General features: G+C 50.5%; 19 protein-coding genes and 1 tRNA gene. 6 read left to right on the top strand and 14 right to left on the bottom strand.

What is annotated here, in order from left to right:
- Positions 1-10: 10 nt before the first annotated feature.
- From EOE65_RS03120 to EOE65_RS03110, 3 genes are all read right to left on the bottom strand, one after another.
- The gene (locus EOE65_RS03120; protein WP_127692829.1) at positions 11-1,789 is read right to left on the bottom strand and encodes an LTA synthase family protein; all 1,779 of its coding nucleotides are present in this window, start codon (positions 1,787-1,789) and stop codon (positions 11-13) included.
- Positions 1,790-1,857: 68 nt separating this feature from the next.
- Positions 1,858-2,742, bottom strand: coding sequence for a DMT family transporter (locus tag EOE65_RS03115; RefSeq protein WP_127692828.1), 885 nt, complete (start codon positions 2,740-2,742; stop codon positions 1,858-1,860).
- A 61-nt stretch (positions 2,743-2,803) separates the two neighbouring features.
- Complete coding sequence (locus tag EOE65_RS03110; RefSeq protein WP_127692827.1) at positions 2,804-5,716, bottom strand: insulinase family protein; 2,913 nt, start codon at positions 5,714-5,716, stop codon at positions 2,804-2,806.
- A gap of 344 nt (positions 5,717-6,060) precedes the next feature.
- Here EOE65_RS03110 and EOE65_RS03105 point away from each other — a divergent pair, with 344 nt between their 5' ends.
- Entirely contained in the window at positions 6,061-6,522 is a 462-nt protein-coding gene (locus EOE65_RS03105; RefSeq protein ID WP_127692826.1) for a phasin family protein, read from the top strand.
- Positions 6,523-6,595: 73 nt separating this feature from the next.
- Here EOE65_RS03105 and EOE65_RS03100 read toward each other — a convergent pair whose 3' ends face one another.
- Positions 6,596-7,819: an FAD-dependent oxidoreductase gene (locus EOE65_RS03100; RefSeq protein WP_127692825.1), complete on the bottom strand. Its 1,224-nt coding sequence runs from the start codon at positions 7,817-7,819 to the stop codon at positions 6,596-6,598.
- 177 nt (positions 7,820-7,996) lie between these two features.
- Between EOE65_RS03100 and EOE65_RS03095 the strand changes: the two genes are divergently transcribed.
- Positions 7,997-9,598 (top strand): methyl-accepting chemotaxis protein, encoded by a 1,602-nt coding sequence (locus EOE65_RS03095; RefSeq protein WP_127692824.1) that lies wholly within the window; start codon positions 7,997-7,999, stop codon positions 9,596-9,598.
- A 33-nt stretch (positions 9,599-9,631) separates the two neighbouring features.
- Positions 9,632-10,750 (top strand): beta-ketoacyl-ACP synthase III, encoded by a 1,119-nt coding sequence (locus EOE65_RS03090; protein WP_127692823.1) that lies wholly within the window; start codon positions 9,632-9,634, stop codon positions 10,748-10,750.
- A 92-nt stretch (positions 10,751-10,842) separates the two neighbouring features.
- On the opposite strand, the gene EOE65_RS03085 is transcribed toward EOE65_RS03090, so the two are convergent.
- The 5 genes from EOE65_RS03085 to nfuA form a co-directional block, all read right to left on the bottom strand.
- Complete coding sequence (locus tag EOE65_RS03085; RefSeq protein ID WP_127692822.1) at positions 10,843-12,726, bottom strand: SurA N-terminal domain-containing protein; 1,884 nt, start codon at positions 12,724-12,726, stop codon at positions 10,843-10,845.
- A 65-nt stretch (positions 12,727-12,791) separates the two neighbouring features.
- A tRNA-Asp gene (locus EOE65_RS03080) sits at positions 12,792-12,868 on the bottom strand.
- Between the two features lie 42 nt (positions 12,869-12,910).
- On the bottom strand, positions 12,911-13,186 hold the full coding sequence (locus tag EOE65_RS03075; RefSeq protein ID WP_127692821.1) for an HU family DNA-binding protein: 276 nt from the start codon (positions 13,184-13,186) through the stop codon (positions 12,911-12,913).
- A gap of 133 nt (positions 13,187-13,319) precedes the next feature.
- Positions 13,320-15,746 (bottom strand): endopeptidase La, encoded by a 2,427-nt coding sequence (gene lon, locus EOE65_RS03070; protein ID WP_127693145.1) that lies wholly within the window; start codon positions 15,744-15,746, stop codon positions 13,320-13,322.
- A 230-nt stretch (positions 15,747-15,976) separates the two neighbouring features.
- Complete coding sequence (gene nfuA / locus EOE65_RS03065; RefSeq protein WP_127692820.1) at positions 15,977-16,576, bottom strand: Fe-S biogenesis protein NfuA; 600 nt, start codon at positions 16,574-16,576, stop codon at positions 15,977-15,979.
- Positions 16,577-16,762: 186 nt separating this feature from the next.
- Between nfuA and EOE65_RS03060 the strand changes: the two genes are divergently transcribed.
- Complete coding sequence (locus tag EOE65_RS03060) at positions 16,763-17,932, top strand: cation:proton antiporter domain-containing protein (RefSeq protein ID WP_127692819.1); 1,170 nt, start codon at positions 16,763-16,765, stop codon at positions 17,930-17,932.
- Positions 17,933-17,941: 9 nt separating this feature from the next.
- Here the strand turns inward: EOE65_RS03060 and EOE65_RS03055 are convergent, their stop codons facing one another.
- Positions 17,942-18,928: a glycosyl transferase family protein gene (locus tag EOE65_RS03055; RefSeq protein ID WP_127692818.1), complete on the bottom strand. Its 987-nt coding sequence runs from the start codon at positions 18,926-18,928 to the stop codon at positions 17,942-17,944.
- A gap of 92 nt (positions 18,929-19,020) precedes the next feature.
- Here EOE65_RS03055 and rlmD point away from each other — a divergent pair, with 92 nt between their 5' ends.
- Both rlmD and EOE65_RS03045 read left to right on the top strand, forming a co-directional pair.
- The gene (gene rlmD, locus EOE65_RS03050; protein ID WP_127692817.1) at positions 19,021-20,370 is read left to right on the top strand and encodes a 23S rRNA (uracil(1939)-C(5))-methyltransferase RlmD; all 1,350 of its coding nucleotides are present in this window, start codon (positions 19,021-19,023) and stop codon (positions 20,368-20,370) included.
- Positions 20,367-20,990, top strand: coding sequence for an RluA family pseudouridine synthase (locus tag EOE65_RS03045; protein WP_127692816.1), 624 nt, complete (start codon positions 20,367-20,369; stop codon positions 20,988-20,990). The genes rlmD and EOE65_RS03045 overlap by 4 nt, the downstream gene beginning before the upstream one ends.
- Positions 20,991-21,005: 15 nt before the next feature.
- Here EOE65_RS03045 and EOE65_RS03040 read toward each other — a convergent pair whose 3' ends face one another.
- The 4 genes from EOE65_RS03040 to EOE65_RS03025 form a co-directional block, all read right to left on the bottom strand.
- Positions 21,006-21,953 (bottom strand): 2-hydroxyacid dehydrogenase, encoded by a 948-nt coding sequence (locus EOE65_RS03040; protein ID WP_127692815.1) that lies wholly within the window; start codon positions 21,951-21,953, stop codon positions 21,006-21,008.
- A gap of 80 nt (positions 21,954-22,033) precedes the next feature.
- Positions 22,034-22,519, bottom strand: a complete 486-nt coding sequence (locus tag EOE65_RS03035; protein ID WP_127692814.1) for a Crp/Fnr family transcriptional regulator — start codon at positions 22,517-22,519, stop codon at positions 22,034-22,036.
- A gap of 91 nt (positions 22,520-22,610) precedes the next feature.
- On the bottom strand, positions 22,611-23,249 hold the full coding sequence (gene maiA, locus EOE65_RS03030; protein ID WP_127692813.1) for a maleylacetoacetate isomerase: 639 nt from the start codon (positions 23,247-23,249) through the stop codon (positions 22,611-22,613).
- A 76-nt stretch (positions 23,250-23,325) separates the two neighbouring features.
- Entirely contained in the window at positions 23,326-23,523 is a 198-nt protein-coding gene (locus tag EOE65_RS03025) for a DUF2783 domain-containing protein (RefSeq protein ID WP_127692812.1), read from the bottom strand.
- Between the last annotated feature and the right edge of the window lie 5 nt (positions 23,524-23,528).

The following is a 23,528-nucleotide window of genomic DNA, read 5'->3' as shown; positions in this document are numbered from 1 at the left end:
ACATTTTAAATCAACGGCTTTCGAGATATTTAGCATGCTGATAATCACCTACGATGCGCTTGTAAGCAACCTCGTCCAGCAGCGCTTGTTTCATGTCTTCTGATAACCCTTCACTATCGCGAAAACGACTGTTCTCCCCCGCTAACACAATCGACCCATGCCCTGCCGGACAGAAGACATCGATGACATCGCGGCTATCTCCTCTTGCATGAAAAAGACAGGCATCCTGATCACCCTTTTCATGAAACCAACTCCTCGGCGAGTCGCTATTACAAGCTGCGAACGAGGTAACCAAATCAGACTGATGCACCGGTCTATCGATACGTGTTGGCGCTCGCCCTTTCTCCACTATAATTGCCGGAATCCGTGATGCAGCGGCGCGCCCGAAGATATCAATCTCGTGCTTGGTCATAGGGATCATCGCCCGGTGATCACTCACGATCATTAACACGCCGTTCTCAAAGAAGTTAATTCCCTCTAGCGCTTCATAGAAGTTTGCAACCGTATTATCCATATAACGGAATACCAGCTCTTGGCTGCGTTCTAGGGTCTCTGGTTGGATATACGGATGATGAGTCGAAACGTTTTCAAGCACCATAAAGTATGGCTGATCGGCACTACGGGCATGTTGCAACGCCGCTTCATACAGCAATGCATCAGGCACAGCATCAAAGTGCAGGCGGCGTTGACCCGAGTTTGTAAATAGGGGCAGATCATGCCCATCTACCTGATCAAAACCGATATGGTTAAGCCACTTACCTTTGTGACTAAATTTAAGATTCCCGTTCGTGATAAAACGAGTGTGATACCCCGCTTCGCTTAAATACAGCGGCAGTGTCCGCTCCTGCTTCCATGCCGTTTCGAAAGGCCTCACTGCATGAAAGCTCTTGATCGGCGATAGAAAAGCATTGCCTGCCAACAGTGACATCAGCCCCTCGTTGGTGGAGAACCCGCTCGCGTACATCTGCGTAAAGTAGGTGTTATCTTTCGCCAACTTGTCAAGGTGTGGCGTCCAATCTCGGATCCCGCTCAGCAGCTCACTTTGATAAGGCGACCAAGACTCCAAAATTAGCAAGATAATATTCTTGCCAGCCATGGGGCTCTCTCCTCGACACGCTAGTTGCGTCCTTGCTTTGTTGTGCTCAGCAAGACTGATCACCTCCCGTTCCGTTGAATACGGCTCGGAAACGCCTGCGGCCATGTTGGATTGCACATAGTTCACCAACCCCCAGTCGTGCACATACGAGGTTGGTTTAACAAAGAAGCTCGCACCGATCATCACCAAGGCGAACACGCACGCCAGTTTATAGAGACTCGAAAATCCTCGCGCCGGCATCAATAACGCAAACGTCGCCCCTGCAATCATCAGGGCGGTGTAAGGCCCGTAAATTTCTAAGAGCCCCGTATTTTCGATGTGTCTCAACACAAGACTCGGCTCGGTCCCATAGCGCTTCACATCCGCTAGGTTCAGGCGGGTGAAAAACTCGCGCATAATAAAGACATCAGCCCAATAACCAATCAATAAAACGCTAGACAGTAATCGCAACGCGATTGAAACAAACCAAACCCGAATCACGAAAGACAAAGCGGTCAATAGCAAAACAACGCCAAAGAACAGCAGGTCATGCAGTGCGATACTTCGCTTAAAACATCCATCGCAGCCAATTGTGGCGCTAAAAGTTTCGTTGAGCTCTAGAATGCGATAATCGATGGAAAAATAAAGTAATGCCAGAAAGATAGCGAAGGCGATTAAAGAGAAAATAGAGGAGATTTTAAGCCGCTTAAACATGAAGGTGTTCCGTCACAAATTCGTAACGGAACAGTAACACAAAAGCGGCAGCGCCGCGCTGAATCGCACTAGCTTTTCGCCGGTGTAGCCCCGGGCTCAGACGTTGTTGATCCTCGCAAGGTGATAATGCCAGCAGCGATAATTAGCACCACCCCCAAAAAGGTGTTCCAATCTAACAACTCATCCCAAAAGAGCCAGCCAAATAGCGCAGCCAATGCCACCGACCCGTAGGTAAAGGGGCCGAGCTGGCCTGCCGGTGCATAGCTATAGCCTTTGCTCAACAGCAGCTGAGCTGAGGTGGAGGTAACAGCCAACGCAACCAGCCAGCCGAACTGTGCTAACGAGGGCGTCACCCAGACTAAAGCTGCAGGGACTGCCGCAAAAATAGCGCTAAAGAAGCCAAAGTAGAAAACGATGCGTTGCGGGCTCTCCGTAGCCGACATGCGGCGGATCGTGACCTTTGCGAGCCCACCCAACATGGCTCCAAAAACGGCGATGAGCACAGCGATATTTAGCGTCCCGTCTTGGGGGTTGAGTACCGCATAGACGCCAGCAAAGCCCACAACAATGGCCAGCTTCGCGGCGCGAGTCACGCGCTCACCCAGCCACAGCATCGCAATAAACGGGATAAAGAAGGGCGCGGTTTGCTTTAACAGCGCCGCTTGCGCTAACGGCAGATGCCCCCACGAGTAAAACAGGCACGTCATCGCTGTCACACCCACTGCAGCACGCATAAGGTGAAAGCGCAGCAACGATGTTTTTAGCGCATCAGCTCCGTTTTTTGCTAACCAGGGCAGCAATAAAATCACACCGAACAGGTTGCGGATAAACACCGTCATTTCCGTGGGTAGCTCAGCACTCACCTGTTTGATAGACATGCCAGAGAGCACCAAAAATAGCTCAGACACCAAGATCAGCGCCGCGCCTTTATAAAACGGGTTATCCTTAAACATTGCGTCCTATCCGAAACGAAAAAGAGCACCTTAAGGTGCTCTTTCCAAAGCTGGCGCTAGCTTACAGGTTGATAACCTCAAAGTCATCGCCAACCGTGGCTGCTTTTTCAGTATTAGTTACCGCAGCAAAGCTTGCCTCACTACTCGTTAGGTAGGTCTGAGCCACGCGTTTTAGGTCCGCCAGTGTCACTGCCAAAATACGTGCTCTAAACTCGCGGCGCTGCTCCGCGGTGCGCCCAAATAGCGCGCTGTGATAGGCGCTCTTTGCCTCACCGGCTGGCGAGGCGGGTTTATCCATCGAGCTTACAACGCCAAGAATAGCCTCTTCGAGCTTAGCAGCATCATGATCGCTATCGAGCAACCATGGCACCGAGCTATCAAAGTCGTCCCATGTTTCTGTGAGTCGTGGATCACGATAGGAGAAGAAACGGAACACCGCATCACCGCTATCTTGTCCCGCACCCGAACCATAAGCTCCACCTTGTTCACGTATCGCACGGTGCAGGAAACCATTGCGCAAGAAATCCCCTAACACCGTTAATGGCGCCGCATCCGCGTGATCAACGGGAACTGTTGGATACGCTTTTGCACAGAAGCTCACCTGAGTACTGGTAACCCAAAGTTGCTTCACTGGCGTACGCGTTGCAGGCAGCGTCAGAGGTGATGCGCCCTCGGCGGGTGCTTGCCACTGTTCTGAGAGCTCATTCACGAGCAACGCTTGCTGCTCCGGCTCTCCCACCAACAGGAAGCGCTTATTCGCTTGGCGTACTTTGCTATGAATCGTTTTCAACTGCTCAGCAAGCGCCGCTAGGGCTTTCTCATCTTGTAAGGACTGATCCAGCGCTTTGATAAACTGCAGACTCGCCAGGCCGCGAGACTTTTGTGCCAACGCCGCAGCAGGGCTGAAGCCGGCAGCCGCCGCCATAATCGCAAGCGAATGGCCTTGCCCTGTGATGCTCTGCTCTTTACGACTGCGCTGCTGCGAGATGATCTCGCGGATACGGCTTAGTTCGTCAAAGCGAGCACTATGCAATGTTTCGTGTATCAACCCGGTCAGCGCTGCCGCATTTTTGACCAACGCTTTACCCGAGATAACAAAGAAGCCCTTCACATTTTGCTCATCATCGGTCGCACCGCGCAGCGTAGAGAACGCACTCAGACCACCCGTCACTTGTGCTTGATATTGTTGGTTCTCTTGGTAGGTGCGGTCGGCACAGCCAAGCTCCGTCAGGCAAAAACTAAAGAGTGGCAATAGTTGCAGCTCATCATCAGTCAGCGCCGGCATATCGATAATGACTTGCTGATAAACCAAGCCGTTGGTGCCTTGGCCATACCAATCGAGATCACCCTCTTTTGTGGCTAAGGTCTGGCTTTCAGGCACATGCATATCTGCCGGTACATCAGCTAACGTCACTTTAGGTAAGATTGATTCGTCATCGTCTTGGTTTTGACGCTCCTCTAGTCGCTGTGCTTGTTCGACCACGAAAGCCGCCTCATCATCTGAAAGGCCTTCTTTAATCTTCGCAAGGCGCGCTTGTTCGGCTGCGTCCTTACGCGCACTCATCTGATTGTCTGGGCGCAGCGTTAAACGCACAAAGTGTGGATTTTCCAGCAACTGCTCACGAATCATATTCGGGATAAAGTCACCAGAACGTACCTCTTCGCGCAGCTCTTCAATGACAGGATCCAGATTGAGCAAAGCGATAGGATCACCCCGATGAATCGCCGACGAAACCGACGCCATAATGAGATTCAAACCGTAAGGGTAGCCATCACCACTGATTTCACGTTGCCCCAACTCCAACTGATGCAACTGCGCCTCAACCATCTCTTGCGGCACGCCCTCTTCAGCAACACACTGTAGGGTATCAAAAACCAGCTGTTCGAATGCTGCCGCATGTTCAGGCTCGCTACCTTCTAGGCCACACATAAAAGACATCTCGCGGTTGGAGTCTTCAAGGCCACACAACGGTGATGGCGCGCTAGCTAACTCAGAAGATTCCAGCGCAGCGCGCAGCGGGCTCGCGCTATTGTCGAGCAAGACACGCGATAACAGGTGCGCCTTTAACTGCGCTTTCAGGTCGATCGACTGGCCTAACAGCCACGCCAGTACATGGTGAGTTTTAGCGCTGGTATCCTCTTCATCCAGTGCGTAACCTTCCTCAACACGTACGGGCGAGAAGAAACGTTTCTCATCAGGCACTTCGATACACTGCTCTAACGCCTCAAAACGACTTAACGCTTGCGCTTCGAAACGCTGCTGCAGCTCCTCAACCGCGATATTACCAAAGGTCATAAAGACGGCATTGCTCGGGTGGTAGTGCGAGCCATAAAAGTCGAGCAACTCTTGATAGCTAAGATCTGTTATCGAATCAGGATCACCACCGCTGTTGTGGTGGTAAGTGGTGGTCGGGAATAGGTGTTTAGTCACCGTTTGCCATAGCGTCGAGACGGGCGAGCTCATGGCACCTTTCATCTCATTAAGAACCACACCTTTATAGACGAGGTCACTATCACGGTTGCTCGGCTCCGCAAACTCAACGCGGTGCCCCTCTTGTGCAAAATCCAGCGGATCCAAGCGCGAGAAAAAAGCAGCATCCAGATAGACGTCTAGCAGGTTGAAGTAGTCTTTGCGGTTTTGGCTAGCAAAGGGGTATGCCGTCCAGTCTGAACTTGTGAAGGCGTTCATGAAGGTATTCAGTGAACGCCGTGTCATCATGAAGAAGGGGTCGCGTACCGGATACTTTTCACTCCCGCATAACGCAGTATGCTCAAGAATGTGCGCTACACCTGTTGAGTCTTGAGGTACTGTGCGAAATGCAACCAAGAAAACGTTCTCGTCTTGGTCTGCTGCGATGTGATAGTGCATAGCCCCAGTCACTCGATGGCGATACTCGGCAACGTCCACATTCAATGAGTCGATATGCTCAGAACGAATAAACTCAAAGCTGGCGTGGCTGTTTGGTTGGGTCATAAGTTAACTATCCTTTTCATACAGATGTCATAAGCTGCAGGCACTATGTGAATTCGCGCAGCGCGTACAGGCAGTGTAGCGGTTATTCTAACCATTCGAGACCACGAATTCATCGCCTCGAAAGCTTCTCATGAACTGTTTAATACGCATACGCAGCATTAGCCAAACGCGGAGTTATGCTGCGCCCTTTCAGCCCCAGTATTATAAGAAGTTGGGGTTCGACTAAAGATAGCCAGATCCATTGTGCAGCGCACAAAATAGCTATTGACAGTTTTTTACCAACCTCCTATATTTAATCCAAGTGTTGCACTGCAACATAAACGCTGCTGACCGAGGAAAACACCATGTACCAAGATATGATGAAAGACGTTCAAGAGAAGATGAAACCATTCAACGACGCTGTTGAGATCAATAAAGCGACAGCAGAAAAGCTCGTTGCTCTGCACACTGAATACGTTTCTGACCTGTTCAACTCAGGCGTCAATCAGATGAAAGCACTAACAGAAGTCAAAGCACCTAAAGACGCGCTAGAACTTCAAATGAGCTACTTCAAAGAGCTAGACGCTAAGCTGACCAACGTTGCCGAGCAAGAGATTGCGGCAATGGTTGAAGCAAAAGAGAAACTTACTGTACTCGCGGAGCAGAGCATGAGCGATCTATCTGAAGCGCCAGCACTGCAAGAAGTGACACAGATGTTTCAAGCAGCACAAGCTAAAGTTCAAGAGACAACTGAAGCGATGACTGCCGCAGCAAAACCTGCTGAAAAGCCTGCTGCGAAAACAGCACGCAAAGCGTCTGCTGCCTAATTTTTTACTTTGCGTTCGGTTTTTTTGTTGTCCGAACGCAAAACTGCCTTAAGCCGCACAACGTGCGGCTTTTTTATTGCTGCTTTTTATTAGCTCCACCAACACCCCAGCCATCTAGGCCAAGGGCGAAACGCATGACTTGACGTTTCGCAGGCCCAAGCCGCCCAGCAACACCCAACCCGATATTTCGGATCAGTTTGATGGGTGCCAGATCATTACTAAATGTCCGATAGAACATATCCATAACCGTCATCATCATGAGGTTATGACGGCGGCGGCGTTTTTCGTAACGAGCAACCAGCGCTTCAGACTCCAACAGTACACCTTGCCGGTGACAGGTCAGAATAACATCCGCAAGCTCGGCAGCATCAAGCAGCCCGATATTGACCCCCTGCCCTGCTAGCGGATGTATCATATGTGCGGCATCGCCAACAAGCACAACGCCAGGCTTACCGTAGTCTTGTGCATGCTGGCGGCGCAGTGGGAAAAACCCTTTGCCATACACTTTAGTAACCTTAGGCAGCACTTCAGGAAACTCTTGCTCCACAGCGGCAATGAATGCCTGTTCATCAAGCGCAGCCAGTGCTTTAACGTTTTCAGGCGAGTCATACCAAACCAGCGAAGCGCTAGAGCCGGATAGCGGTAGGAAAGCTAATGGGCCTGCCGCCCTGAACTGCTGCCACGTAATATCCTGTTGCTCACCGGCAACCTCAACCGAAGCGACCAAAGCCTGCTGCTCGTAATCCCACTTATGTGTGCCAATTCCAACCAACTGACGAACCTTGGACTCGCCACCGTCTGCGGCAACAACGAGACTGCCCACCAGTGTTTTTCCATTTGTGAGGCGAATAACACTGCTGCCGGGCGCAAAATCTAACTCGTAGTCAGAACTGATATACAGATCAACGCTCGAGAGCTCTCTTAGCTGATCCAGCAAAGCAAGCTGCAGCACCCGGTTCTCGACGATGTGCCCTAAATGATCGTGCCCATCGATATCCGCTGCATCAAATTCAGTTGCTGCCAGCTGCTCGTTTTGCTCCCAAGTTTTTAAGCGTCGATAAGGGCAAGCACGGCGAGCAAGAACACCATTCCAAACACCTAGGTCACGCAAAATTAGCTCCGACGCAACGCTCAATGCAGATACGCGCAGATCGTGAGATTGGCTATGATCGAACGGTTCTGGCAACTGGCGTTCAATCACCGCCACGCGCAAACCAGCTTTGCCGAGAGACACCGCTAATGTCCCGCCAACCATCCCGCCGCCAACGATCACAACGTCATATAGTGCTTCTTGCATAAACTCCTCGGTGGCCGTTAGTTTGAACTGCGGCTCAGTATATATCAGAACAGGAAAACCCCGCAGTATGTTATTCACCCTCGTCCGTTAAACGAAAATCGTTATATTTTAGAGAGATAGCAAAGAAGTGTGTTTTTTGAGCTATCCTGATACTAACTTTTTCCAAGAGAATTCGACATGAAACTCAAGCTAGCCTCTAAAGCCATCGCCGGGTATATCGTCATACTGTTACTGGCTGTATTAGCATCACTGCTGCTTTATCGCTCGAGTAGTGCCATTAAAGTCGATGTAGACGCGCTAACAGATCAAAACCTCCCAGCGCTCAATACAACCAACGACATCAACTTGGCGATCCGTGATAGCCAGATTAGCGCCTATCAACTTTACGGAACGACGTTAACAATCGATCAGTACCGCAGCGAGATCTCCGCCAACTCTCAACAACTCGAAGCACTCCTATCCGACCTCGTTGTGAGCGATGTGTCACAAGTGCGCCCCTTACGCAGCGCCATCGACCAAAACCAACGCTCACTGGCTCAATTAGGTGATGTTATGTCTGCGTCGTCGATTGATTGGGATCGCGCGCGCCAAGTTCTGCAAGAGATGTCACAGAACGAGCGCCAGATCACTCAGCAGGTCAGCAAACTTTCTGAGATGATTAAAACCGAAGCGTCATCGCGCGGGCACGCCATATCCGAGCGCCTCGACCAGCAACTCAACATGGCTGTTTTATTGGTTCTGCTTGTATTAGCTACGCTGTTCGTTGCTGCGCTGTTGACGAAAAAGTTTGTATCTCGCCCTATTCTGGCTTTATCTGGTGACCTGGCGAATGTAGCCACACATTATGATCTAACGCATCAAGCCAAAGTGCTGACAAACGATGAGATTGGCGATACCAGCAAACAGCTAAATGCGTTACTCAGCTCGCTCAGTTCAGCCCTGCGCGACGTACAGCAAGCGGCTGGTAATACACAGCAATCGGTATCAACACTGAGCACAACGGCCGAAACATCAGACCAGCAGATCGATATGATGACCACAAAGATCGAAGAGCTCGTCAACACCATGACGCATCTAGAGCAACACATCGCTGCCCAAGTGGGGCGCTCCGAAGATGCAGCACGCGCAGCGCAAGAGAGTGCAGAGAGCGTTGAGGTCAGCTCGCAAGCGATGCATCGCACATCCGAAAGTATTGGCCGCCTAGCTCAAGATGTCGAAAGCTCCGCTGAAGAGCTGATGCGCTTGCATGAAACGAGCTCCAACGTGGGCAACGTGGTCAGCACAATTGCAGAGATCGCGGAGCAAACGAATCTACTAGCACTCAATGCAGCCATTGAAGCGGCACGCGCAGGTGAGTCGGGCCGGGGCTTTGCTGTTGTGGCAGATGAGGTCCGCACCTTGGCAACGCGCACACGCCAATCAACTATTGAGATCAATCAGATGCTGGAAGCACTGGTTGCTTCCGTGAATGGTGCAGTTGGTTCCATGCAAACTGGCCGAGACCAAGCATCCCAATCGGTAGAACTCGGGCAACAGATGGTGGCGAGTTTGAACGATATTCGCCAAAACATTCTGGCACTGAGTGAAGAGAGCCACCTGGTCGCAGTCGAAACGGAGCAAGCGGGTACGCAGGTATCACAGCTCTCCGAAGAAGTGCAGCGCTTTAGCGCCATTGGCCGTGCTGTTTCCGAAGATTCGCAACGTATTAAAGCTGAGGCGAGCAGCCTGCACCAGCAAGGTAGTAAGCTACAAGCGACCGTTTCCAAGTTCAAAATTTAAATGTTAGGCAACGCGCCTGACTAGGATGTAGATATGTCAGTTGTCATTAGTGGTGTAGGGGTATGGACGCCGCCATTTAGCATCAGCAACACGGAGCTCGTCGATGCATATAACGCATGGGCCACTCAGTTTAATGAGCACAACGCCAAGCAAATTGCACAAGGCCTTTGCGAGCCCAAAGCCCTATCGAGTGCTGAGTTTATCGAGAAAGCATCAGGTATTAAAAGCCGCTATACCTATTGCAAAGAGGGCACGCTAGACGTAAATCGTATGCGCCCAAAGATTGCGGCTAGAAGCGATGACCAGCTATCCCATCAGGCCGAGATTGCGCTTGATGCCGCCAAAAAAGCGCTTAGCGCGGCTAACAAGTCAGCACAAGAGATCGATGCAGTCATCGTCTCCTGCTCCTATACTCAGCGCGCCTATCCCGCTATCGCTATCGAGGTGCAGCACGCATTGGGCATTAAAGGCTTTGCATTCGATATGCTTGTGGCGTGTTCAGCTGCGACATTTGGTTTACATCGTGCCTACGAAATGATTAAAGCTGAAACCGCACGCGCAGTGTTGGTGATCAACCCTGAGCTGACCTCACCCCAAGTGAATTATACTGACCGAGAGAGCCATTTTATTTTCGGTGATGTAGCCACTGCAACCGTTGTGGAAAGCAAAGCCACAGCGCACGCAGAACACTGCTATGAGATCTTAAGCACACGGGCAGAAACGCAGTTTTCAAACAACATCCGCTCCAACTTCGGATATACCGCTCGTGTTAGCGATACAGACCCATTTGAGGAAGCTGCGCTCTTTCACCAAAACGGCAAAAAAGTTTTCAAAGAAGTGTGTCCCATGGCTGCTCAGCATTTGGAAGCGCATATCGAGCAACACAACTTGTCAGCACATAAGGTAGACCGCTGGTGGCTGCATCAAGCCAATATCAACATGAATAATCTGATTGTGAAGCGGCTTTTAGGCCGCGACGCTGATGCATCTAAAGCGCCCATCGTGTTAGATCGCTATGCGAATACCGCATCTGCAGGCTCACTCGTAGCGTTTGCACTAAACCATGAGGACCTTTCAAGCGGAGCAACGGGCGTTATCTGTTCATTTGGTGCCGGCTACTCTATCGGAAGCCTTGTTCTGAGGAAGTACTAGCTTAGCGCGACTTTGGACTTCCGCCCCGATAATCGCCAAAACATCCACAAAAAAAGCCCCGCTTAGCGGGGCTTTTTTATACGAAATATCAGCTACAGTTTTTCAACTACAGCTGCATCTTTCAAAACTTCAACGGCACCTTGGTATTCCTGCTGCCCAACTCGGGACTGCAAGAAGCCTTCAATAAAGCGTTGCTCATCCGCAGATATCTCTGCCGTCGGCACTGTAACGCCGGTAAGCGACACAACCGCCAGACTGCCATCTGATAGCTCAGCGGTACCCGTTGTTGCCTTACCAGCAACAGGTTTTGCCATTGCAAACACCTGCTGTAATAACGCTGGATCGATTTCGCTCGCGGTACGGGAGACGTTTTCTTCATTGGAAACAGCACGGCCAGCAGCAACGGTATTGATATCGCTACCCTCCTGCAATGCCGCTACTGCAGCGTCAGCCTGCTCCTTCAAAACCGCTGCAGCTTTCTCTGTCTGTAGCGTTTCTTTCAGCAGCTGAGCAACTTCTTCCAGCGCCTGTGGGCGCGGTGGCTGGTGCTCTTTGACACGGATAACAACCGTGCGGTCACTATCTAGTTCGATCGGCGCACTGTTAACGCCGTCTTGGATCAGTTCGGCACTAAACGCTGCATCGATAACACGCTTATTCTCAGTCACCGCATTATCGCCACCGTTACGCGAAAATGGCGCAGCTGTTTCGATGGCAATATCCAATACTTCTGAAGGCTCAATAAGATCACCTGAAGAGAAGGACACATCTGCTAACTGCTCCAGCTTCTCCACATACAGAGCTTCAACTTTGTTGTCTGTCGCTTCGTCAGTTAGATCAAACTTAGCTTCTGCGAAGGTTGGAGGTGTCTTTTCAGACAATTCACCTACTTTGATAACGTGATAGCCAAATTCAGTTTTAACAGGCTCAGAGATCGCTCCAGCGTCCAAGGCGAACATTGCATCTTCGAACTCAGAAACAAATACGCCTTTACCATTCACACCAAGATCACCACCAGATGCAGCAGAGCCAATATCGTCTGACTCAGCCTTAGCAAGCTCAGCGAAGTCAACACCAGCGTCTAACTGAGCCTTAAGGTCGTTGGCTTTAGCTAGAGCTGCTGCCTCATCAACATCCCCGTTAATTTCAACCAAAATGTGGGCAACAGGGCGCTGCTCTTCAGCTTTAAATGATGCGAGTAGTTGATCATATTGCGCACGCAAGTCATCTTCGGACACCGAAATGGTGTCACGCAATGCGAGCTTGTCCAATAAGATGTATTCGATAACAACCTGCTCATCGGTCAACAGGCTGTCTTTTTGCTCTTCGTATCGTGCCGCTACTTCAGCGTCCGTGACATTAACGCTTTGCTTTGCTTGCTCGAGAGAGAGTGGGAAGTAACTAAAGCTACGTGTTTGACGATCAAGCGCCACTAGCTGCTCTACTGCACCTGATGTGCTAAAAGCAGAGAATTCAATCGCATTTTTAGTCTGCTGAATTAAGCGCTCTTTGCGCATTAAATCACGGTACATCAGCGGTGTGAGGCCAACGTTGCGCAGCACAGCCTCGAACTGTTCAGCTGAAAACTTACCGTCAAGTTGGAAATCTGGCGTGCTGACGATCATCTGATCAATCATACGATCAGAGATCAGTAAGCCCTGATCTTGAGCCGCTAAAAGAAGCGTTTTTTGCTCAATAAGCGAATCCAACACCATGTTTTGAATGAGATTCTCATCCAGCAAGGTTGGATCTGCATTTTCTCCCATCTGGGATAGCAGTTGACGACGCTGCAGCTCAGTTGCCTGATAAAACTCCTGTTGAGTAATCTCTTCGCCGTTAACTGTTGCCGGCGCATCAGAACCCGCCGTCAAACTTACTAGAGACTCAACACCAAATAGTGCAAAGGTAACGATTATTAAACCAACAATGATCTTGGCAACAATACTTTGAGAGTTATCTCGGATTGATTGCAGCATGGCTCACCTTAAAAATCCAAAACTTCAAAAAAAAGGCGCATTCTCCTGAATGCGCCTTTTCTGTCTGGCGGAACGGACGGGACTCGAACCCGCGACCCCCTGCGTGACAGGCAGGTATTCTAACCAACTGAACTACCGCTCCCTGACCTTAGGCTTGGCCGTCAAGCGGCCAGGCAAAAAGAGTTTACTTGTTTACTGCGTCTTTCAGTGCTTTGCCTGGTTTGAATGTAGGCAGAGTAGCTGCTGAAATTTCGATTGGCTTACCAGTCTGTGGGTTACGGCCTGTACGTGCAGCACGCTCTTTAACAGAAAAAGTACCAAAACCAACTAAAGCTACAGATTCACCTTTCTGTAGTGTAGAAGTCACAGCGTCCAGGGCGCCGTCCAATGCGCGACCGGCAGCTGCTTTTGAAATGTCTGCAGAAGCTGCGATAGCGTCGATCAGTTCAGACTTGTTCACGATGTTCCCCTTTATCGAGTCGATTATTTTTTATGTTCTGTAGTCCATGCTCAGCACAAATATCTCGCACTTTATACCAACTGGCAGAAATGGGTGTCAAGCTCTACACCCCTGATTCTGCCTATGTTTGCGATTAATGCGTCTTTATTTGCGCCGCACTGGATTTCTTAGATTTTTTTTTGGATGAAGTGTGATCAACCGGTTCTTCCGTCAGTGGCTCTGGCTGATATTTCAGTGCGATATCCAGCACCTCATCAATCCACTTCACCGGACAAATAGTCAGATCAGCTTTAATGTTATCAGGTATTTCCTTCAGGTCACGTTGATTTTCATCAGGAATGATAACTGTCTTGATGCCACCGCGGTGTGCTGCGAGTAATTTCTCCTTCAAACCGCCAATCGGAAGCACCTGTCCACGCAAGGTAATCTCCCCGGTCATGGCAACATCTGACTTCACTGGGATATCAGTTAAGGCCGAAACTAACGCCGTACACATACCGATACCGGCGCTTGGGCCATCTTTAGGTGTTGCACCCTCTGGTACGTGAATATGCACGTCTTGCTTTTCATGGAAGTCGCTTTTGATACCTAAACCGATCGCTCGGCTGCGTACAACCGTCAATGCAGCTTGGATCGACTCTTTCATAACATCACCCAGGCTACCCGTTGTCACCTGACGGCCTTTACCCGGTACTACCGTTGCTTCGATACTCAGAATATCGCCGCCTACCTGCGTCCAAGCCAAGCCTGTCACATGACCAACCTGATCTTTCTCTTCCGCTAGACCAAACTTGTGCTTCTGAACACCGCTGTACTCTTCCAACGCGTCCGGCTGAATCGTAATAGGTGCTTTCGCTTTGCCCAGTGAGATCTCTTTAACGACCTTACGACAAATCTTAGCGATCTCGCGTTCCAATCCACGTACGCCTGCTTCACGCGTGTAGTAGCGTACTAAGGCCAAGATCGCATCATCGGTTAGTTCGAGCTCGGTTGGCTTCAACCCGTTTTGCTTAATCTGCTTTGGAACCAAATACTTACGCGCAATATTTAACTTCTCATCTTCCGTATAACCCGGAATACGAATCAGCTCCATACGGTCAAGCAATGGACCCGGAATGTTCATGGAGTTCGATGTACATACGAACATTACATCGGAAAGGTCGTAATCGACTTCCAAGTAGTGGTCGTTAAAGGTGCCATTTTGTTCTGGGTCGAGTACCTCAAGCAGGGCAGACGCTGGATCACCACGCTGATCCATGCCCATTTTGTCGATCTCATCAAGTAAGAACAGAGGATTGCGAACGCCAACCTTAGCCATTTTTTGGATTAGCTTACCCGGCATTGAACCGATGTAGGTACGGCGATGTCCCCGGATCTCCGCCTCATCGCGCACCCCACCTAACGCCATGCGAACATACTTACGGTTAGTCGCGCGCGCAATCGAGCGGCCAAGAGACGTTTTACCCACACCCGGAGGCCCTACCAAACAAAGAATCGGACCTTTGAGCTTTTTAACGCGCTTCTGCACCGCCAAGTACTCGAGGATACGCTCTTTCACTTCCTCAAGACCGAAATGATCCTCATCAAGAATCTGTTCAGCGCGTTTCATATCGTGGCGCACTTTGGAGCGCTTATTCCACGGTAGCTGCAACATCCAATCGATGTAGCCGCGCACAACGGTCGCTTCAGCAGACATTGGCGACATCATTTTCAGCTTGTTGTATTCGGCAATCGTTTTATCGTAAGCCTCTTTTGGCATACCGGCTGAATCAATACGATTTTTCAGCTCTTCGATGTCACTGGTGCCGTTTTCGTCAAGATCGCCAAGCTCTTTCTGAATGGCTTTCATCTGCTCATTCAGATAGTACTCGCGTTGGCTCTTCTCCATCTGCTTCTTAACACGGCCACGGATGCGTTTCTCGACTTCAACCAGATCAATTTCAGCTTCCATCAGAGACATCAGGTGCTCAAGACGCTGACGGCTGTCTAGCATCTCTAGGATGACTTGTTTCTCATCAAGCTTGAGTGTCATGTGCGCGGCAATCGTGTCGGACAAACGGCCAATATCATCGATACCTTGCAAAGAGGTTAGTACCTCAGATGGGATCTTCTTGTTGATCTGGATAAAGCGCTCAAACTGCTCAAGTGCCGTGCGCTTGTAAACTTCGCCTTCGGCCTCTTTGAGTGATTCAACAGGCAAGCTTTGCACTTCGGCCATGAAGTAGCCTTCGTAGCTTTCTAAGCTCTGAATCTTAGCTCGATAGTCACCCTCTACCAATACTTTTACGGTGCCATCCGGCAGCTTGAGCATCTGCAGGACGCTCGCTACAGTGCCGACTTCGAAAAGGTCGTCGGCAGTTGGCTCATCCTCAGATGCGTTCTTCTGAGCGATAAGCAGAATCTCTTTATTTGATTCCATCGCAGCTTCTAGCGCTTCGATGGACTTCTCTCGGCCAACAAAAAGTGGGATGACCATATGAGGATAAACAACAACATCACGTAGCGGCAGCACGGGAAGCTCTACATTGATTACCTCGTCGGCAACTTCGAACTGATCCATAATTGGCATGGCCTCTCTGCAGGGCGCCCTCTAAAAAGTGTTAAGGCGCGAAAAAACGAAAACTACAACTTTTATACGTCTGAATATTAAATATGGGACTACTAACACAGAAAACAAGCGTATTTATGAATTAAATTGTCAGGTTTTCTGTACTAAAAGTGATAATAGGCAGTGAGATAGGGGGTCAAGCGGTATAAAGCGCCCCATCAAACCGAGGCGCTGTGAGATACTTATTTGTAATACGCGTTATCAGTTACAGTGTGATCCGTAACATCGCGCACACCAAGCAAGCCAGGTAAGCGTTCCATTAACGTTTTTTCAACACCATCTTTAAGTGTCAAATCGACCGCGCTACAGCCTTGGCAACCACCGCCAAACTGCAACACAGCGATGTACCCGTCAGTCTCTTCAACCAGCTCAACCAACTTTACCTCGCCACCGTGCGATGCCAGACCAGGGTTGATATCAGAATAGAGAATATAGTTAATCTGCTCGCTCATTGGGCTGTCAGCAGATACTCGCGGCATCTTCGCATTGGGGGCTTTAATAGTTAGCTGCCCGCCCATACGGTCTTGCGCGTAATCAACAATTGCCTCTTCAAGATATGGCAAGCTGTTGTTTTCAAAATAAAAGCGGATTTTCGTTAACTCAAGAACTTCGTCATCTTCAATAACTTCGTCCGGGCGACAATACGCTAAGCACGTTTCCGCGTATGGTGTGCCAGGTTGAGTCACAAACATACGCACCGCGATGCCTTCAACATCTTGTTTTTCGAGTAGCTCAGCGAGATAGTCTTCCGCGCCTTCCGTTACGGTAATTGAGAGTGCCATGCAGTAGTACCTAAAATTCTGTTAGCGATTTTCGATATAGGATACACCTTTCACATACCTGAGTAAATTTATCAGTTATTAAACACACGACGCCATTATTGAAACAATCACCTTGCAGTAAAACCACTTCGAAACAGTAAATAGCATCTGATAAACTATACGCATCACAACTCAGGGACGCCCTAAATGGCTGAGCACTCGATAGTTTTCTCTTTTTTTCTGATCTTCACCGGCGCTGCCGTGCTGGCATCTGCCGCACTCTATACGCGCCAGCCTCTGCTCGTTGCATACATTGTGATTGGTGCAATTTTAGGACCTTACGGTGTCGGCAGCATCTCTGATACGGCACTCATGACCGACATCTCACATATCGGGATTATTTTTCTGCTCTTCCTACTCGGTCTAGACATGCAGCCTTCTCACCTTGTGCAGATGCTAAAAAAAGCCACATGGGTCGCGTTAGGTAGCTCACTGATATTCATGGCGATCGGCTATGGTGCTGGCGTGCTGTTTGGCTTCACCCAACTTGAAGCGGTGATTATTGGTGCTGCATTGATGTTTTCTAGCACCATTATTGGGATTAAGTTGCTACCCACAACCGTGCTACACCACCGACATACCGGCGAGTTAGTTGTTGGCTTGCTGCTATTGCAAGACGTTATAGCAATCATCGTGCTACTGGTGCTTTACAGCGGGCAATCAGAAGATACCAGTTGGTTTGGCATGGTGAAGCCACTCCTCGCGCTGCCCGTTCTGATCATTATGGGCCTTCTGCTGGTTAAGCACGTTGTACTGAAACTTATCCAACGCTTCGACCGCTTCCATGAGTATATCTTTTTACTCGCCATCGGCTGGTGTTTGGGGATGGCAGAAGCCGCACAAGCGATGGGCTTATCCGCCGAGATGGGCGCATTCTTTGCAGGTGTTGCATTAGCCACCAGTCCGATCTCTCAATATATCGCAACCAGCTTAAAACCGTTGCGTGACTTCTTCTTGATCTTGTTTTTCTTCTCGGTCGGCGCAAGCTTCAATCTTGGTTTAGTTGGCGAGATTATCGTCCCATCAATACTGCTCGCGATTGCGGTGATTGCTTTAAAACCACTGGTGTTCCGTTTTCTGCTCCGCACGATCAAAGAGAACGACAAAATGGCATGGGAAGTTGGCTTTCGCCTAGGGCAGATTAGCGAATTTTCACTACTGATCGCCTATATTGCGGCAGGTTCAGCGATGATTGGTCAGGTTGCATCACACGTTATACAGGCAACCGCAATCCTGACCTTTTTGATATCGACCTATGTGGTCATCTTTAACTATCCATCACCTATCGCTATCTCAGATAAACTGCGCCGCGACTAAATCGTTGGGTTACTGAAACCGCTCGCGGGAGCGGTTTTCCCACATGGAGGTCGCCTGAACGACCGCCTCAGCGTGGTCGGCAGCACGCCCACGCAACAAAAGCACGGCTGCAAGTGTCGTGATCACCGCTCCCTCTCCATACTGATGGCTTTTCTCACCACGCCAAACGGCAGGTAACAAGGTTACATCGAGGCTTGGGTCCTTAACTAATCGGCGCTCGTAGATACGTGACCATGTGGTATCCGACAGTTCCCCTTGGCGAATCCAGCGTACCTCGCAATCACTATCAGGTTTTAACTCTGCTTCGCCACCGTCACCACGGATGGTTAAGCTGTTCTGCATCGCCAACAGGTAGCTCGCCTGCTGGTGCATGGGGGCGTAGGCCGGATGGAATACACCATCGACGGTATATTCAGCCTGCAGCGGGTTAATCAGGCGGCATAGCGTGTGCACGGGCGAGCGTAAACCAAAGATGTTCCGTAGTTCGATAATATCGCCGAGCTTAGGCACTAGCGTATCGATGCTCATAAACGCAAAAGCATGTGAGTCCAGCGACTGACTAACCGCTTGCCAATCATGACAAGGCTGCAAACCGAACAGTTGCAACATATCCTCGGTATAGATACGCCCCGCCGTGTGGCCTTTTACGCCGTGCATAAAAATACGCTCGCCATTTTCAGCAAGCACAAACGCTGCTAACAAGAACCACGGAAGCTGGCGTTTTTTGCCGGCATAACTCGACCAATCTAGATCAACATGCAGCGACTCAGGTGCACAAGCCACCGCACGTGCCGCATCAACGAAGCCTGCGAGTTCCTCCGGTGCCTCCTCTTTTACTCGCAACAGCATCAGAAACGCACCTAACTGCTCAGGACGCACTTCATCTTGAAGGATCATGGTCATCGCGTCTCGGGCCTCCTCTCGCGTTAGCGAGCGGGAGCCCGTTTTTCCTTTTCCCAAAATGCGTACAAACGGTGCGAACGGATGCTCACTCACGGCTAAAACCTCATACTTCAAGACTCAACAGAGGCCACACTATAACAGATAAGCTTGTGCTAGAATGCGCGCATCAAACATAGAGAGTCTCCATGAAATCCCGACCGATTCGATTTGGCCGCCCTGCGGAAAAAAAACCTACCCTCGATACCACACCAATCACCTTGCAGATTGAGTCACTCAGCCATGACGGCCGGGGTGTCGCTCGGCACGAGGGAAAAACCATTTTTGTCAGCGGTGCCCTTCCCAATGAAACAGTGACCGCAACCCTGACGCAGCGGCATAAGCGCTTTGATGAAGCGGAAGTCACTGCCATAGATGTTGCTTCTGAGCACCGCACCGTGCCGGTCTGTCACCATTACGCTGAGTGCGGCGGCTGCCAGATCCAGCATCAAGCCGCGCCACAACAGATTGTTGATAAAGAAGCGAGTGTGCTAGCGCAGCTACAGCGCATTGGGGGCACAACACCGCAAACAATTGTACAACCGATAACGTCAACGCCTACAGGCTATCGCCGGGCGGCACGTTTAGGGGTCAATCAGTTGCAGCGCAACGGTGAGATCATCGTCGGTTTTCGTCGCCGTAAAAGTAGCAAGCTACTCAACATAGATACCTGCCCGGTCCTGGTCGACCCACTCAACGCTTTAATCGCCCCATTGCGCGATCTACTGGAAACACTTGATCATCCAAAGCGGATAACACATGCCGAGCTTCAAGCGAGTGATGCCACGGTGGCCGTAACACTGCGCTGCAAGCCTGCCCTCTCGAACGATGATCGCGAGCGTGTCGCCGCCTTTGCCGATGTACAGGACTGCCATATTTTCCTGCAAACGGATCAAGGCATGGAGCCGTTACGTGCACCACAGCCGCTAAGCTACGCTGTCATGGATCGTAAATTGTCACTCACCTTTACCCCAGGCGACTTTTTGCAGGTTAATCGCACCGTGAATGAGGCGATGATCGAGCAGGCGCTGGAATGGCTCGACCTTAGTAAAGACGATACCGTTTTAGACCTGTTCTGTGGCTTGGGTAACTTCACGCTACCCATGGCACTTCGTGCCGGTGAAGTGCTCGGTGTTGAAGGTGTTAAAGAGATGGTTGAGCGCGCCACGCAAAATGCGGCAAAGAACCAGTTAACAAACTGCTCCTTCTACTGTGCCGACCTCGCAGAACCGAGCAAGCACACGCCTTGGTTTAAAGCGAAATACAACAAAATCCTGCTCGACCCACCACGCTCCGGCGCATACGAACTGATTCAGCAGCTCCCTGCCCGTGCGCAGAGCATCCTGTACATCTCCTGCGAGCCATCAGCGTTAGCACGAGATACCAAGTTGTTAGCCGAAAAGGGCTACGTGCTTAAAAAAGTTGGTCTGATGGATATGTTCCCGCAAACCTCTCATGTCGAGACAATGGCGCTGTTTGAGAAGCAAAAGAAAAGATGATTCCGGTACTTTATGAAGATGAGCATCTGATCGTAGTCGTCAAGCCCGATCAAGTCCTCTCAGTGCCCGGCAAAGGGCCTGATAAGCAGAACTGTTTAGGCCGCAGAGTGCGCAACCAAAGTCACCCCACCGCTCGTATTGTGCACCGCTTAGACTATGCAACATCCGGCGTGATGGTCATGGCACTCACAGCGCAAGCACATGCTGCCATGAGCCAACTGTTCCAGCAGCGACAGGTCAGTAAGCGCTACCAAGCTATTATCAGCGGCCATCCAACCGAGGACGCAGGCATCATAGAGCAGCCTCTGCGCTGTGATTGGGAGCGGCGGCCACTACAGATTGTCGATCCGGTGGATGGCAAATCCGCTTGCACCCATTGGCAAGTGATGGAGCGACTAGCACAAGCCACGCGCGTTGCTCTCACCCCAGTAACAGGCCGCTCTCACCAACTGCGTGTCCATATGCAATGGCTAGGGCATCCTATCGCTGGTGATGCGTTCTACGCCGATGAAGCAGCGCTGGCGTTGGCCGACCGCCTGCTACTGCATGCCGAACATATCGCCTTTACGCATCCGATTACAGGTGAGCCTATCGCGATTAGCTCACCCGCACCGTTCTAGGTCAAGGTTTAGCCTCTACGCAACGCGATAGCCGCCCTTATCGGCTTTAAATGCCAGTATATTGTCCGCCGTTTGGCCGATGATGCGCTGGCGTGCTTCCTTACTGCCCCACGCGCTATGCGGTGTTACGATAAGGTTCGGAATATCTCCTGCAAGGAGTGGATTGTCGTCGGTGGGTGGCTCTTGCGTTAGAACATCTGTCGCAGCACCCGCTAAACGCCCCTCACGTAGCGCGGCCGCCAAAGCCAACTCATTCACAACACCACCACGCGCCACATTGATCAGCACGGCATCAGACTTCATCTGTGCCAAAGCAGCCTCGTCTATCAAATCTTGGGTTGAAGCCGTTAAGGGGCAGTGGATCGTTAATACATCCACCTGCGGCAGCAGGTCAGCTAATTGCAAGCGACCTGGGCGCTTATCATGTTCATCACGTGCTGCTACGAGCACCTGCATACCAAACGCACGCGCAATTTCCGCAACACCGCGCCCAAGTGCACCGTAACCGATCACGCCTAACGTACGTCCAGCCAGCTCTCGAATGGGGTAGTCTAATAAACAGAACTGGGGCGATTTTTGCCATTCGCCCTCGCGCACCGCGCGGTCATAGTTCAACAAATTGGTATGCAGTGCCAACATGAGGCTGACCGTATGTTGAACCACCGAGGGCACGCCATAAGCTTGGCAGTTGTAAACAGCGATATTGCGGCGTTTGGCAGCATCGAGATCGATATTGTTCACGCCAGTCGCAACCACCGCGATCATTTTCAGTTGGCTAGCTGCAGCTATCTGCTCAGCATTCAGGACAACTTTGTTGGTGATCACAACATCCGCATCCTGGATTCGCTCCGCCACTTCAGCAGCGGTTGTCCCCATGTAGGTGACCAACTCATCGACGGATGCTTCCAACGCACTCAAGTCCAAATCATCTAAGCTTTGCAAATCAAGGAAGACCGCCTTCATAAAACTCTCCATTATTCAGTGGGTTGGCACGCCACTGTAGCAGGTCATTATGCGAAGCGGTAGGTTAGAAATCGCGCCCGTTACTCGGGTAGCTCAAGTTTGACGATACGATTCTCAAGCTCCCGTACAACACGAGCCATCTCTCGCGATAGGTTTAAAAGCAGCACGCCAAAATCAGCTGGCATCGTATCGTGAAGATCGTGAAAAAGGCCGCAGCTGACCTCAAGAACGATAGTATCCTCGGCGGCCTCTGCGCTTCCAACACGATGATGCAACGCAACCATCGCCATAAAGCCCAACTCTTCACCAAAACAAAAGTCGCGGATATAAAGCATTTTTCCTTCATGGTGCTTATAGAAAGCAAGTGCGCCATCTAAGACAACATAAAAGCAGCCGCCGGGGTCGCCATATTGATAGAGGGCCTCGCCCTTTGATAGCTTCAGGAGCGAACCTTTATGCAATAAGTATTCGATTGCCGAACCCGACAGTGCACCAAAGGTTGAAGCTTCTTTCAGCCGATCAAGGGGGATCAGTTCAAGTAGCGCTTGTGCCGTTAAAGGCGTCATGACTTGTTCACTCCAAGGAACCCTATATTGGCATTATAGGCAAACATCGTCATCAAGGAAGAGAGGGCTGAAGAACTTCAGCCCCATTTAACTAAGCGCCGGGTTGCTTGGCAGGGTGAGCATCAGAAAAAGCCGGCAAGCTCTGGCAATGCGCATCAACAGCAGCAAGCGTTGGATATGCTGACATATCCACCTCAAAGCGGTTAGCGTTGAAGACCTGTGGAACCAAGCAGACATCCGCCAGTGATGGTACATCACCATAGCAGAACGCGGTTTGCTCAGGCCGAGCGACCAGTTTCGCTTCAAGCGCAGCAAAGGTTTTCTCGACCCAGTGACGATACCAAGCCAACTTCTGCTCCTCGGTTGCACCTACCTCGCCAACCAAATACTGCAAAACGCGAAGGTTATTGATCGGGTGGATATCACATGCAATCGCTTGCGCAAATGCTCGCTGCTGTGCACGCGCAACGGCAGAACCAGAGACCAAAGCAGCGGTTTCAGGATAAGCATCATCGAGGTACTCACAGATCGCCAAAGACTGCGTCAGTTCAACACCTTGGTCTACTAACACCGGCACCAAACCTTGATCGTTACGCGCCAAATGCGCTTCTGCTCGCTGCTCTCCGGTAACCAGATTGACGGGAATTTGCTTGTACGCAAGTCCCTTTAGGTTAAGGGCAATACGTACACGGTAAGCCGCAGAGGAGCGGCAATAATCATATAGAATCATCTGTAACAACTCCGAATTCTCGAGTGCATAACGTATAAAGCCCAGCAAATGCTGGGCTGTTGCACAAACGGCAGGTTTAAACTAGGTGCTCTTTTGCAATTTTCATCGCCTCTTCCAGCACATCGTGATCGCCGATATGATTGGAGAGTAGCAAAATGAGGCGCGCATTAACATCTGCGCTCTGTTCATCAGTAAGGTCGCGATGCAGATCCGTCAACACCTGATAGAAGTCATCTGGACGTGCAAGATTTGGCTCAGTGATTAATTTACTCATAGTGT

Source organism: Neptunomonas marina, from assembly GCF_004005935.1.
In the GTDB taxonomy this organism is placed as follows: domain Bacteria; phylum Pseudomonadota; class Gammaproteobacteria; order Pseudomonadales; family Balneatricaceae; genus Neptunomonas; species Neptunomonas marina.
This window is presented reverse-complemented; position numbering and strand designations above follow the sequence as displayed.